Origin of the sequence: Gilliamella sp. Fer1-1 (genome assembly GCF_001690825.1) — a bacterium.
Lineage (GTDB): Bacteria > Pseudomonadota > Gammaproteobacteria > Enterobacterales > Orbaceae > Gilliamella > Gilliamella apicola_C.
The window spans coordinates 1-13,300 of record NZ_LZGX01000023.1 but is presented as its reverse complement, the minus strand read 5'-3'; the positions used below and the strand labels follow the sequence as shown (position 1 = coordinate 13,300).

Sequence of the window (13,300 nt, the reverse complement as noted above, 5' to 3'; positions counted from 1 at the left end):
AACAAATATTGTTTTTCCTGGCTTAACTATTGAATATTCAACCAACCAAGGAAAACAATGGCACCGTTATAATGAGCCAGTTAATATTAAAAAGGGTGAAACCGTTTCTGTGCGAAGTGTATCGCCAAATCAAAAAAGAACGAGTCGTATAGAGGAAGTAAAATAAGTTATGCTAATCTAATCAACTACTGTTATCCGTTGTTTGATGGATAACAGTAGGTATTTAAAAAGATATGGATAATGTTTAGTGCACGGTTTCCATCAACTCAGCATCATCAAAATCGTCATCGCTGCCATCTTCAAAATACGTGCCCCAGCCATCATAATTGATGCCAAACTGGGCGGTAAGGTTGATTATTTCAGCAATTTGCGCATTGATTAATTCAGCATTAAGCGGGCTTTCGGCAATAATATCAAAACCAATAACAACGTTGCCTGCATCATCTACATCTTCATCAGGATCGGTTGCCTCATAACCCAATTTATAGGCTTCTACTGCTACTTTTTCTAATTTATCAAAATCTTGCGATGAAACATGGTGTTCAATAATATAAAGCGCATGAGGATCGCTACCATCTTCTAATAGTTCTTCAATAATAGCGTTAGTATCTTGCTGAGCAAGAATAATTTGATCTTTCATAATATACCTTTTCGTGGTCATGCAATTTGTGTGGTATATTACACGTTTCAAAATAATTTTCGAGAAAAAAGTGATTGTTGATTTACATTCTCATACCACTGCATCAGATGGTGTTTTAACGCCAAGCCAACTTATCAAAAGAGCGGTGGATAATCAAATCGCTCTTTTGGCTATTACTGATCATGATACCGTTAAAGGTTTACCTGAAGCGCAAAAAGTGATTGCTAATGAAAATTTACCCGTTAAATTAGTGTGTGGCGTTGAAATATCAACAGCGTGGAAAAACAGCGAAATTCATATTGTAGGGTTGAATATTGATATTGAAAATCCACAGTTATTGGCATTGCTATCTTCACAAGAACAAGGACGCATTAATCGAGCGTTAGCTATAAGTGATAAACTAGCTAAAGTCAGTATAGAAAATGCTTATCAACAAGCACAACATTTTGCTAAAGGTGATATTGTTTCACGTGCCCATTTTGCAAGATTTTTAGTCGCTAACGGTTATGTTAAGGATATCAAAAGGGCATTTAAAAAGTATTTAGGCAAAGGAGGGTATGCTTATGTGCCAGCAACATGGTGCTGCATTGCTGATGCGGTTAACGCTATTCAAGCCGCAGGCGGACAAGCGGTACTTGCTCACCCAAGTCGTTACGATCTAACCTTAACTAAATTGAAGCTATTAGTCAGTGAGTTTAAAGTTTGTGGTGGTGTGGCAATTGAAGTTTCGCAAAGCCGGCAAACGCAAGATGATTTAACTCGATTAGCTAAATTAGCCAATGAATTTGACCTGTTGGCATCACAAGGATCGGATTTTCATGGCGTTGATACCTATTTAGATTTAGGTAAAACAACACCATTGCCTGGTAGCGTTACACCAATTTGGCATAATTGGTAACGCTAATAATAATGGGTTAAAAAGGTTTGATATTTACGTTCCATCAAATACTTGATGGTATCATCTTCAACATTAAAATTATATTGATATAGAACAATTATGAGCCAAACTTTTTATATTCACCCTGATAACCCCCAAAAACGACTATTAGAGCAAGTTGTTAATATATTAAATGATGGCGGTGTTATCGCTTTTCCAACCGATTCGGGTTATTCACTAGGGTGCTTGCTTGATAATAAACAAGGTGTTGATCGTATTTGTCAAATCCGCCAACTTGATAAGCGTCATCATTTTACGTTAATGTGCAGTGACCTGTCTGAATTGTCTTGTTATGCTTATGTGGATAATACCACTTTTCGGTTATTAAAAAATAATACACCAGGAAAATATGTCTTTATTTTACAAGCTAGCAAAGAAGTACCACGTCGATTATTGAATGAAAAGCGTAAAACAATAGGATTACGAATTCCAGATGATAAAATTGATTTAGCACTACTTGAATTATTAGGGCAGCCATTAATGACCACCACGCTGATTTTACCTAATGATGATCAGGCACAATCAGATCCCGACGAGATAGAAGATAAAATAGGCCATCAGCTCGATGCAATTGTACACGGCGGTTATATTAGCCAGCAACCAACCAGCGTAATTGACTTAACTAATGACTATCCCGAAATTATACGTAAAGGAAGTGGTGACACTAAACCATTTGAATAAGCAACCATTTTTTATTGTCGATATTTCGACAATAGTATAAATAGATAAAATGATACCTGAGAAGGTAACAGTGAGGATAATATGAAACATAGCAGATCTACATTTTCACAAGTTAGTAAAAAAAACAATAAAATCAATGAAAAAGATAATCAATCCAATAAAAAAACGAAAGCGTTTTGCCCAGCAAGCGTAGCTCGTAAAAATTTGCCACCTGATAATACTGAAAAACTACAAAAGGTATTAGCTAATTTAGGAAATGGATCGCGCCGTGAAATTGAGGCAATGATTGCAGCAGGTAAAATCAGTGTGGATGGTAAAATTGCTACGTTAGGCGATCGCGTTGATGTTAATGCTAATCCTAAAATACGTATTAATGGACATCTGGTTCAGCTTAGAAGTAAAGAAAAAGAAGTTTGTCGTGTCCTTGCTTATTATAAACCAGAAGGTGAAATCTGTTCTCGTAACGATCCACAGGGGCGAGCAACGGTTTTTGAACGGTTGCCTCGCTTAAAAAATGCTCGCTGGATTAATATTGGTAGACTTGATATCAATACTTCTGGCTTACTATTATTTACCACTGATGGTGAACTGGCTAATCGCTTAATGCATCCACGGCATGAAATTGAGCGTGAGTATGCTGTTCGCGTATTTGGTAATGTGACTGATCAACAGATTAACCAACTTCGTAAAGGGGTACAACTCGAAGATGGCCCTGCTTCATTTCAATCAATTAAAGCACAAGGTGGTGATGGACTTAACCAATGGTTTAATGTGGTTATCACTGAAGGTCGCAATCGAGAAGTTCGCAGAATGTGGGAAGCTATTGAAGTACAAGTTAGCCGATTGCTGCGTATTCGTTATGGCAATATCACTTTACCTAAAGGGCTGTCACGTGGAACGTGGATGGAATTAGGCATAGACTCTGTGAATTATCTACGTGAACTTGTTGGATTACCGCCAGAAGCCAAAAGCTTTACAACAGGATCATCGTCAGACAAACGTATAATAAGACCTAAGCGGGCTAAATTGACCAATTTGTCTAGAGCATCCCACGCGCCTCGCCAAGCGACAGCTAAAAAGCCAACTAGAAAATAACATGTTATAACTCTCAATAAAGTTCATTTTATTGAGAGTATTGTCTGATCACTTTATCTTACCTTTTATATTCTCTAAAAATAAGTATATTGATATTTTTTGAATAGAGACTATTTTTGTTCGCTTTTTTAGCAAAAATGGTTAATAAATTGTTTAAAATTTTCTATACACTAATTTGCACTAATTAATCGCAGATCAATTAGTTAAAAATAATAAAATGATTTTACCTGCAATGAATTGATAATTTAATTAAATCTATTTAAAGGAAATATTATGCGGATAGCCATAACAATTTTTTTTCTTTTTCTTTTATCTGCTTGTCATGCTCGAACGGCTGATCAAGCATATAAAGAAGGAAAGTATTTGGAAAGTATCAGTTTATTAACTGCCAGTATTGATGAAAAAGGTCAAGCAAAATTTGATAAAGGTAGAGCTGAAAAGTTACGCACTATAGTAAGTAATGTTATGGCTCATTATGAGGCGGATTTGGCTCACACAGCAAATACAGATTATCAACATCGTATTAACGCTTATCAAAGTTTACTTAAAATGAAAATGATGTTGAGCGATCGTTTTTATAGCCAAACTGTCAGCTTTTTTAATGATAAATACGATATCAAAAAGTTAGAAGAAACAATTGCTAAACAATATTATGATTATGGTAACTCTATAACTGGAACCGACAGCGAAAGTTACAGAAAAAGAGCTGATTTATATCAAAAAGGATTTGAGCAATATAACTATAAAAATATTGAAAACTTATATAAAAATGCAAAAACAAAATATATGCAACTTGCAGCTAAAGATTATTATAATCAAGGCAAAATGTTAGAGCAGCAAGGTAACTATAAAGCTGCAGCAGAGGCATTTAATAATGCTTCAGAGGTATACCAACCACTTGGGAAATACAAAGATAGTGGCAAGCTTGCTGTCGATAATGATCGAAAACATTGTGCACAAGAAGCAGAAAAATATTACCAGCAGGCACAACAACTCGCAAATACCGCAACGCACCGTTACGAATTTCGCGAAGTAGCCAAATACTATGCCTGGGCCGCTTCAGCTTACAGACAATACGGAGCTTATCGTGATGCAACTTTTCAATCTGACAAATATACTAACAAAGGAATAGTTAGAATTTATTATAATTCTACAGAATTACGCTCTTATGTAAGAGATATTTTGCGCAAAGATTTTATTCAATTTGTTATTTACAATCCGAGTGAAGCTGATGTTATCATGCGTATAAAAAGTAATGTTGAATTTTCAGACCTTGGACAATCAGTTAACAATCAAACTAAAACTGAAAAAGTATTTGATAAATTTATTGAAATGGTTGACGATAACGGTAATAAAAATCAAGTCAAAACCTACAAAGATCAGCAATATAATTTACAAACGGTGACCCACAGCAATAAATTAACATTGACTACTGAAATTGAAGCTCATGGTGCGTATAGTTACAGCCGATCTTTTAATATTGAGCAGACATCTGCAAAATATGATTATATTTATTCTGGTAACGTGCCATCAAATTTACATAATTACAGTGAAGGCACTTTACAAAGTAGAGAAAGATTGCTTGAACTAGCTCAAAAACAACAATTAAACGAAGTAAAATTAAGGCTAGAAGACATTATTAGAGATCTTTCATATCTATAGTTAACGCAGAGTGTATTTCAAAGTGTGGCAAAAAGTAGAGTGATCTACTTTTTGCCACACTCGATGAACAACATAATGGTTAAAATAGCAAATTAAAAATAATATTTTACAATATTATTTGATATTCTTTGGATTTTTAATTGAATTACTCAAGCCCAAGCACCATTCGCCCATTTTTTGTTGCCACATTAATCACATTATCTAAATCAGTATAGCGACATCCTGTTACTAACAGCTTAAGCTCTTCCCACATATTTCCCGTTGAAAATGGCAACATATAATCGCTCACATTATCGGTACCAATAGCAACAGGGATCCCCGCTGTTGCAAGTTCATCCACGGGCGTTAATGAGTTACGAGTAGGGCCTTGTTCTTCACGGCGAGGGCTATCAATCCAAGCAAAAGGACAAGCAATCACCATCATTTTTGCTTCTTTCATTTTTTTGTAGAGCTTTTGGCGGTATTCTAAACTATGAGCTGTAATCGAAATACTATGAATGGCAACAACTCTTCCATGCATGCCATGCTCAAGAGTTTTATCGGTAAGTTGCTCGGTTTCTATTTCATCTTGTGAATTAAACTGATCAACATGCACATGCACCATTTTATCGAGTGATTTACCTGTTTGCATTAACACATCAAGATGTTTAAGTCCCATACCTTTGCCATGATCACGCTCATCACGGCGAGGCAAACCACCAATAATATCAACTAAATCAGCGCCTTTATCAAACCAATAACGAGCATCTTTATCAATAACGCCTTTTAAAGTTTGATTGACTAGTTTTATAATGATGTCATTTTTATAAGTTTCTCGTGCTCTTAAAGCGCCTTTAATTGCTCGTTCTTCCACAATCGGATCAATATCAACAAAAGATCCCATCGCACTCACACCTTGCTCAATCATTCGTTCAACGGCCATACTAAAATGGCGATAGTAATCATCTTCGCTCATTGCGGCTTTGACTTTATCAAGGGTGTCCCATTTTTCAATCAAAGTCTGCTTTTGATAAACATCAAAGCTATCAACCGAGATGGTAAAAGCTCGATCAGCATGCATATGAGCATTAACCCATCCGCCATTTTGCTTAATTTTATTCATTAAATAGGCTTTTAAACTTTGGTCTCTTGTGGTTAACAACATTTTTTTATGCTCAATCATAATTAGCCTCTATAATTCAATTGTTTTAAATAGGAGTGAAATAATTGTATGGAATAGATAAAAAAAATCCCCCAAAAAGGAGGATAATATGTAATACCAATAAATTGAGTGATTAAAATGATTGATTTACTAATGCTCATTACACTCACGCCTTATTAATTAAAAATTGCAGAAATTCTAATCAAAATAAACGTAATAGCAAGCACTATCATTTATAAAATATCTAAATAAATGAAAATGTTATAGTATTATTTTTTAGATTATTTACTTGCAAAGTGAAATTTTAACAACGCTAATAACCAGTAAGGGTTAAGCATAAAATTCTAACTAATTATTTAATAATGATAATTTATTGTCAAAAAAAAGAGATTAGTCATGTATTGTTCTGTTTTAGACTATTTGTCATATAAGCTGATTTTGGCGAAAATAGTGTGCTCACACTTTTTAGTACCAAAAAGATAAGATCATCGATTCATTTTATATTCAATCGATGACTGATAATTTAAAGATGGATGAAGCTGGTTGCCATTAAATCAATTCACATAGTGATTAAATTGCAACCTAAGCTGTTTAAGTGAATCAAAAATCGTGTTTGACACAAATTCAGTCTTCACCGATTTAAATGTCGCATCAGCAACCGCATTATCATAGGGTCATCCCTTATGACTTAATGACCGCTGAATGCTAAATTCCCTTAAACATTCATCTAAAAATATATTATGTTCATCTAATTTTGCTAAAATTTCTGGCATAGGTTTTTTAAATGTAAGATTTACAATTATCACTTTATTCCCCTTGTTTAATAAAAAGTAAATTTAATGTAGTAGGTTTTGTATGGAATGGCAACACATATTCAAACTTTAAAATATTGTTTTCCATACAGCGTTGTTGAAGCGCTTTGAGCAAAGTTATCAACTCTTGTTCTTGCGGACTGCGATTATCTTTTGTTTTAAATGAACCTCTTTGGCTGGCTTGCGTTATCCAATGGTCTAATGTTGATGAGGTCAAATCAAATTCTGCAACGATTTTACTACGTGATTTACCGTGTTGATAAAGGCTAGCCATTTGGTGTTTAAAATCATCATTGAATGTTCGCCTTTTTCGTTTAATATTATTCAAGTTACCTCCTTTTTTAATTGTGATAAGTTTGCCTTACCCCCTTAAAAAAGTTGGATGATTTAGTGTAGCCTAACCTATCCAAGACGAATTGTACTTCATGGTGTAATCTAGGATTTAAGGCTATATATAGAAGAAAAACAGCTCAGAAGTGCGCATAATAAGCTCTGAAGTTATATTAAACATGGCGCTTTTGGAGGCAAATAGTTTAGGAGATAAATATATGACTGAATGGACAGGTGTTATGTATGGGTTTTATACTAATAAGTCGATAGATGATGTGTTTTCTTCATTGATCAAAAAAATAGCATCTATTAATTATAAATATAAACGAGATAGTTTTCGAGATGAAGAGTTTCTATTTTTCTATAAAAATGATGAAATGCAAGATTCTCATCTTGAGAATGGCTATAATTTGGATATTAATGGTGAAGGTTGCTTTGGAATCGAGGCAAAAAATACAACGTTGAATGGGATCGCTACACTATTTGAATTCGATAATGATTCGGATTTTGAACCTTATGATATAAATTTGCATTTTGATAATGTATTTTATTATGTACTTGTGTTACCTGAACTAATTGAAAATTCAGTTTTTTGTCAGAATATACATAATTTATTTGTTAATATTCTTCATGAGAAAAAATAGAAGAAATACTTATCCAACTACAGACGCTTTACCCTGCTAATCGCAATTGGGCTGTTAGATGGATTTAATCTGTATTAGTATGCGTCTAATGGATTGACTTGAGTCGATCCGTGGAGGTTACATGCCAGCTCAACTTTTCCTTCTACTATAATAGTTAAAGATAGTGATATTATCATTGAGTACTATTATCATGGTAGGGGCACCCTCTAGCACATGTTCACGTAAAAGGTGAAGGTGGAATGATAGGGGGTGGAGCTAATGGGAAACCAGTAAAAAGCTAACCCGAGTTAAATAAACAACGGCGCAGTGTTGTTGATCGAAATATATCAAAATTGGAAAGGGTTTAAATACAATTAAACGTTGGCTTAAATATAAAAATCATCGTAGTAGGGTATGTGGGAGAAAATAATGCAATCGTTTATATGGATTTTTCATGGAAATGAAGCTCAGTTTTGCTCAGGTGTTTATGAGGAGTTAAAACAGGCAGAAGACTTTATAAAAAAATATTGTTTAAGTGGGATTTTAACAAAGATGCCTCTAAATAAAAGTGTATATGAATGGGCTATTGAAAAAGGTTTTTTTGAGCCTAAAAGGGATTATCAACATAGTGGTAAGTTTATTCAAAATTTTACTAGTGCTTATTTGGTTCATTACCATTATCAAAATGGCGAGAGGATGGAATAAAAATGCTAATGACTTTGGTCTTTGTGTATTCAATATCTTCTCGATTAAGTAAAAACTCATACAGCTTATTGAACTCACACCAAAGAAAACGACATAAGTTTAAAAGTCCTGCCTGCTTTTATTCTAAGGCGTTAAGGCCAATTGCACTTCATGGTGTAATCTAGGTGGGCTTAGTTGTAGGCAGTTGATCCGCATAATGCGGTATTTTATTTTATTGAATTTGTCAACTAAACTAAAAATCATATTAATGAATTAGTAATTAATACAGTTAAATAATTAATGTAATTTAAATTCTCATTATGATCCTACGCCATTTAAAGTTAGCTATCATCATAATCGATTAATCAAAAAGTTCGATTTTAATTTTTCTAGAATTGCTTCGTCCCAAATCATCCATCACTAATATTTTGAATGTGCCACTTTGTGTTGGGATCCAGTTAATTGCATTTCTTGGATCTGTTTGCCCAATAAAATTATTATTAACAAACCAGTAAAGTGTTTTTACATTGCCATCACTGGTAGCAGTAAAACTGATTTGTTCATTTTTTTGTTTTGTTGATCTAAATTGATAAACCACATTTTTAAGTGGTGAAGTTATTTTGGGTGGTTCACCTAAATAGTTTTGTGATGAACGGCAATGCTTGGTTGATGGTGGTGTTTTTTTAGGAATGCCTGCGCTTGCAAAAATAGCAGCTAAATCTGAAGGCCAGTATTCAAAAACGGCTAAGTGAGACGTTGTTAAGTCATAAGGCGGGCAAACTGCTTTACCTGTTTGGTTATCGATCATAACGGGTCTAAAAATAGTATCTGGATTAATTGGCGAAACGCCAGGAATAAACCATGTTTTGCCTTTTGCTTTGCACCATTGAGTTAATAAATTACCACTCGTTAGGCAAATATCAATACGCTTTAAATTAGGCGGTAATGGGCGATTCGGTTTATGCAAGTTAGGATAATAAGCATTTATACTATCAACAATATTAAAAAAAAGTGGCGTAGCAGCATCTATACCTACAAAAGCATTATTGCCACTACCATCAAAATTACCAAGCCAAACGACCATAGCGTAATGGCCAAAAGTTCCTGCTGTCCAAGCATCACGAAATCCCCATGATGTACCCGTCTTCCATGCAACAGGAATTATTTTATTTTGCATTTTACTAAGAACATCTTGTGGGCGAGTATTTTGTTTCAGCATATCAATTGTCATAAATGCCGCTTGAGGGCTTAACAATTGTTGCGGTTCGGGTAACGTATGTTGTGGCTTGGGTAATATCGTTGGTTCAGTAAATTTTAATGGTTGCCAACGCCCTTCATTAGCTAACATGGCATACAGTCCAACTAATTCTTGCGCACTAATTTCACCGCCGCCGAGAACTAGAGATAAACCATAATGTGATTCATCAGCAAGTTTTTGAATGTGGGCATTAACTAAGAATTGATAAAAAGAGGGATTATGTAATTTAGAAGCAACCGTTACTGCAGGTATATTACGGCTATGAATTAATGCATCGGTTGCTGAGATAGGACCACGAAAGTTACGATCAAAATTTTCAGGAGTATATGCCCCAAAATCGGTGGCAACATCCTTTAGAATAGTACGAGGATGCAAAACGCCTTGATCAATGCCTAGCGCATAAATAAATGGTTTAAGTGTAGAGCCAGGTGAGCGTTTGGCAAGCGTGCCGTTAACTTGACCTTGAATAGAATTACCAAAGTAATTTGCCGATCCTATCAGCGCCTTAACCTGCATTGTTTGTGTATCAACCAAAATTACCGATGCATTATTAATGTTTTTTAAACGGCTTCGTTCAATAAACAAATTAACTTGCCGACTAATGATTTTTTGCAAATTACTATCTAACGTCGTTTTAACTTCTTGAGCATTGCTATGGTGTTGTTGAATTATCTGATTAACAAAATGAGGCGCGCCAAAAGGCATTTGTTCAGGTTGGCGTAAAACTAGTTTTTGCAAAAAAAGAGCGGCAATATTGCTATCTACATCATATTTTTCTTGCCAGCGTTCAAATAATTGATTTCTGGCTTTTACTAATGCTTTACCTGCAAATCCCGTTTTACGATCAATACGGTATGTTGGAGATTGAGGTAGAACCACTAGCGTTAATGCTTCAGGTAAATTCACTTGCGATGGCGGTTTATTAAAATAGATTATCGATGCTGCACCAATACTTTCAATATTGCGCCCGAAAGGCGCATAATTTAAATAAGCCTCTAAAATATCATGCTTAGAATACATCAACTCTAATTGTATCGCTCGAGCAATTTGATGCAATTTACCGCCAATATTTTTAGTATTTAACTGCCAACGCATTCGTGCTAACTGCATGGTAATGGTTGATGCACCTTGACGATTACCCCCACCTAAATAGGTTGCGCCAAAAGCTCTAGCTAAACTAAATGGATTAATACCGATATGATAATAAAACCACTGATCTTCGTGTAATAGTAGTCCATTAATAATATCGGGTGAAACATCCTCTAAAGGTGTCCATAAACGATACCGATCATCCTTGGCTAATGTCATTCGAATGAGTTGGTTATTGTCATCATAATAGCGTTTTGAAAAAGTTAGTGGTTCACAAAGAGGTGGATGTGGATACAAACGAATCACAAGGATAGCAATAAATAATAGCAACAAAGCCATTAACTTATTTTGATGACGAACAATAAATCCAATCATATTTAGTTATAAAAATTAAAATGTAATATATTTAAGCAAAAATGCCACTTATGCATTAGCATAGGTGGCGACTTAACTACATTTTATCAACCGTCTTAATACCTAACATGTCAAGACCAGTTTTAAGTGTTTTCGCTGTTAAAGAGGCTAATTTTAAACGGCTTTGTTTTAAACTTTCGCTTTCGGCTGCTAAAATAGGGCAGTTTTCATAAAAGCTTGAAAACAGCGTTGCAATTTCATAAAGATAAGCACAAAGCACATGAGGTGTTCCTTCACTAGCTACAATTGAAATAGTTTCATCAAACTGAATTAAACGCATTGCTAAAGCTCGTTCTTTGTCTGTGTCTAAACTAATTTTGCCTGTTAAACTGTCTTCGTTAATATTTTCTTTTTTAAATATGGACAGTACTCGAGTGTAAGCATATTGCAAATAAGGTGCGGTATTACCTTCAAATGACAACATATTATCCCAATCAAACACATAATCGGTAGTACGATTTTTTGAAAGATCGGCATATTTAACAGCACCAATAGCGACAGCATCAACTATTTGGGCAAGCTCACTGTCAGATAATTCAGGATTTTTGCTACGAATTAACGTTGTTGCACGTTCACACGCTTCATCTAACAAATCATTTAATTTAACGGTATCACCAGAGCGAGTTTTAAATGGCTTGCCATCTTTACCCAACATCATACCAAACATATGGTGTTCTAGTTTTAATGATTCAGGCACATACTTCGCTTTATGAACAATTGTCCAAACTTGCTCTAAATGTTGATGTTGGCGGGAGTCAATATAATAAAGAATACGATCAGCATGTAATGTTTCGTAACGGTATTTAACGCAAGCAATATCAGTTGTCGCATAAAGGTAGCCACCATCACGTTTTTGGATGATAACGCCCATTGGTTCGCCTTCTTTGTTTTTATACTCATCAAGAAAAACAACAATCGCCCCTTCACTTTCAACCGCAAGCCCTTTCTGTTTTAAATCGGCAACGATATTAGGTAGCATGCTGTTATAGATGCTTTCACCCATGGTGTCTTCAAGCGATAAGGTAACATTTAAACGTTGATAAGTGGCAATATTTTGCGTCATGGTAATATCAACTAGCTTGCGCCACATATCACGACAATATTCATCGCCACCTTGTAATTTCACTACATAATTACGCGCTTTTTCGGCAAATACTTCGTCTTCGTCATAATGTTTTTTAGCTGCGCGATAGAAAGATTCTAAATCTGATAGCGCCATGTCATTAGCATGCTCATTTTGCATTTTTTCAAGATAAGCAATTAACATACCAAACTGAGTGCCCCAGTCTCCAACATGGTTAGCACGGGTAACGTGATGACCTAAAAAAGATAAAACACGAACACTGGCATCGCCAATAATTGTTGAGCGCAAATGTCCAACATGCATCTCTTTTGCCACATTAGGCGCAGAATAATCAACCACAATGGTTTGAGGTTTTGCAGGTAAAGTAATGTTAAGTTTATCACTGCTTAAAGCAATTTCATTTTGCTCAGCAATCCAACTATTTTTTAAAAAGATATTGATAAACCCAGGACCTGCAATCTCAACTTTTTCAGCAATATCATCAACATCAAGATGTTGTAAAACTGTCTGAGCAAGTTCCCGAGGTGGCATGCCTAGCTTTTTGGCAATTGACATAACGCCATTAGCTTGATAATCGCCAAATTGCACTTTAGTTGATTGCTTAATTAGCGCATCGCAGTTCTTATCTGCACCCGCCATAATCATTGCTTGCGAAACACGTTGTGTTAATAATTGTTGAATATTCACACTAAACCTAACTAATTATAATAAAATGACCAATATAATACCGACAAAGTCGATAATTGTCACTGATTGCATAAGTGGCTCGATGGTTTTTGCTTAAAGAAAAAGTGAAAAATTTAAGTAAAATCGATATGCTACTTTATGATTTATTATAAATAACCCTATT

Annotated in this window: 12 protein-coding genes and 1 pseudogene; 7 read left to right on the top strand and 6 right to left on the bottom strand. The window is 34.9% G+C overall.

Annotated features, from left to right (window positions below; translation table 11 throughout):
• The first annotated feature begins 7 nt into the window (after positions 1-7).
• Positions 8-166, top strand: coding sequence for a chitobiase/beta-hexosaminidase C-terminal domain-containing protein (locus A9G28_RS14010; protein ID WP_442903010.1), 159 nt, complete (start codon positions 8-10; stop codon positions 164-166).
• Between the two features lie 78 nt (positions 167-244).
• Here the strand turns inward: A9G28_RS14010 and rraB are convergent, their stop codons facing one another.
• A complete protein-coding gene (rraB, locus tag A9G28_RS02460) occupies positions 245-640 on the bottom strand; it encodes a ribonuclease E inhibitor RraB (RefSeq protein WP_065579661.1) in 396 nt (131 codons plus the stop codon).
• A gap of 70 nt (positions 641-710) precedes the next feature.
• Here rraB and rnm point away from each other — a divergent pair, with 70 nt between their 5' ends.
• From rnm to A9G28_RS02440, 4 genes are all read left to right on the top strand, one after another.
• On the top strand, positions 711-1,538 hold the full coding sequence (gene rnm / locus A9G28_RS02455) for an RNase RNM (RefSeq protein WP_218057097.1): 828 nt from the start codon (positions 711-713) through the stop codon (positions 1,536-1,538).
• A 99-nt stretch (positions 1,539-1,637) separates the two neighbouring features.
• Positions 1,638-2,258 carry an L-threonylcarbamoyladenylate synthase gene (locus tag A9G28_RS02450; RefSeq protein WP_065566756.1) on the top strand — a complete coding sequence of 207 codons (621 nt, stop codon included), beginning with the start codon at positions 1,638-1,640 and terminating at the stop codon, positions 2,256-2,258.
• Between the two features lie 81 nt (positions 2,259-2,339).
• The gene (rluB, locus tag A9G28_RS02445; RefSeq protein WP_081301483.1) at positions 2,340-3,353 is read left to right on the top strand and encodes a 23S rRNA pseudouridine(2605) synthase RluB; all 1,014 of its coding nucleotides are present in this window, start codon (positions 2,340-2,342) and stop codon (positions 3,351-3,353) included.
• A 273-nt stretch (positions 3,354-3,626) separates the two neighbouring features.
• Entirely contained in the window at positions 3,627-5,015 is a 1,389-nt protein-coding gene (locus tag A9G28_RS02440; protein WP_065579660.1) for a hypothetical protein, read from the top strand.
• A 145-nt stretch (positions 5,016-5,160) separates the two neighbouring features.
• Here A9G28_RS02440 and A9G28_RS02435 read toward each other — a convergent pair whose 3' ends face one another.
• The 3 genes and pseudogenes from A9G28_RS02435 to A9G28_RS02430 form a co-directional block, all read right to left on the bottom strand.
• Positions 5,161-6,177 carry an amidohydrolase family protein gene (locus A9G28_RS02435; protein WP_218057310.1) on the bottom strand — a complete coding sequence of 339 codons (1,017 nt, stop codon included), beginning with the start codon at positions 6,175-6,177 and terminating at the stop codon, positions 5,161-5,163.
• 533 nt (positions 6,178-6,710) lie between these two features.
• Positions 6,711-6,794 (bottom strand): annotated as a pseudogene (locus A9G28_RS14005) (hypothetical protein); the annotation flags it as partial.
• A 169-nt stretch (positions 6,795-6,963) separates the two neighbouring features.
• Positions 6,964-7,296, bottom strand: coding sequence for a transposase (locus tag A9G28_RS02430; protein ID WP_065579659.1), 333 nt, complete (start codon positions 7,294-7,296; stop codon positions 6,964-6,966).
• A 220-nt stretch (positions 7,297-7,516) separates the two neighbouring features.
• Here A9G28_RS02430 and A9G28_RS02425 point away from each other — a divergent pair, with 220 nt between their 5' ends.
• A complete protein-coding gene (locus A9G28_RS02425; RefSeq protein ID WP_065566753.1) occupies positions 7,517-7,942 on the top strand; it encodes a hypothetical protein in 426 nt (141 codons plus the stop codon).
• A 408-nt stretch (positions 7,943-8,350) separates the two neighbouring features.
• Positions 8,351-8,626: a DUF7710 domain-containing protein gene (locus A9G28_RS02420; protein WP_065579658.1), complete on the top strand. Its 276-nt coding sequence runs from the start codon at positions 8,351-8,353 to the stop codon at positions 8,624-8,626.
• A 340-nt stretch (positions 8,627-8,966) separates the two neighbouring features.
• On the opposite strand, the gene pbpC is transcribed toward A9G28_RS02420, so the two are convergent.
• Both pbpC and argS read right to left on the bottom strand, forming a co-directional pair.
• Complete coding sequence (gene pbpC, locus A9G28_RS02415) at positions 8,967-11,327, bottom strand: penicillin-binding protein 1C (protein WP_065579657.1); 2,361 nt, start codon at positions 11,325-11,327, stop codon at positions 8,967-8,969.
• 76 nt (positions 11,328-11,403) lie between these two features.
• Positions 11,404-13,137: an arginine--tRNA ligase gene (argS, locus tag A9G28_RS02410; RefSeq protein WP_065579656.1), complete on the bottom strand. Its 1,734-nt coding sequence runs from the start codon at positions 13,135-13,137 to the stop codon at positions 11,404-11,406.
• Between the last annotated feature and the right edge of the window lie 163 nt (positions 13,138-13,300).

Bases quoted from the DNA above. Each gene is read 5' to 3' on its own strand.
- rraB (WP_065579661.1), bottom strand. From the start codon at position 640: ATGAAAGATCAAATTATTCTTGCTCAGCAAGATACTAACGCTATTATT.
- A9G28_RS02450 (WP_065566756.1), top strand. From the start codon at position 1,638: ATGAGCCAAACTTTTTATATTCACCCTGATAACCCCCAAAAACGACTA.
- rluB (WP_081301483.1), top strand. From the start codon at position 2,340: ATGAAACATAGCAGATCTACATTTTCACAAGTTAGTAAAAAAAACAAT.
- A9G28_RS02440 (WP_065579660.1), top strand. From the start codon at position 3,627: ATGCGGATAGCCATAACAATTTTTTTTCTTTTTCTTTTATCTGCTTGT.
- A9G28_RS02435 (WP_218057310.1), bottom strand. From the start codon at position 6,177: ATGATTGAGCATAAAAAAATGTTGTTAACCACAAGAGACCAAAGTTTA.
- A9G28_RS02425 (WP_065566753.1), top strand. From the start codon at position 7,517: ATGACTGAATGGACAGGTGTTATGTATGGGTTTTATACTAATAAGTCG.
- A9G28_RS02420 (WP_065579658.1), top strand. From the start codon at position 8,351: ATGCAATCGTTTATATGGATTTTTCATGGAAATGAAGCTCAGTTTTGC.
- pbpC (WP_065579657.1), bottom strand. From the start codon at position 11,327: ATGATTGGATTTATTGTTCGTCATCAAAATAAGTTAATGGCTTTGTTG.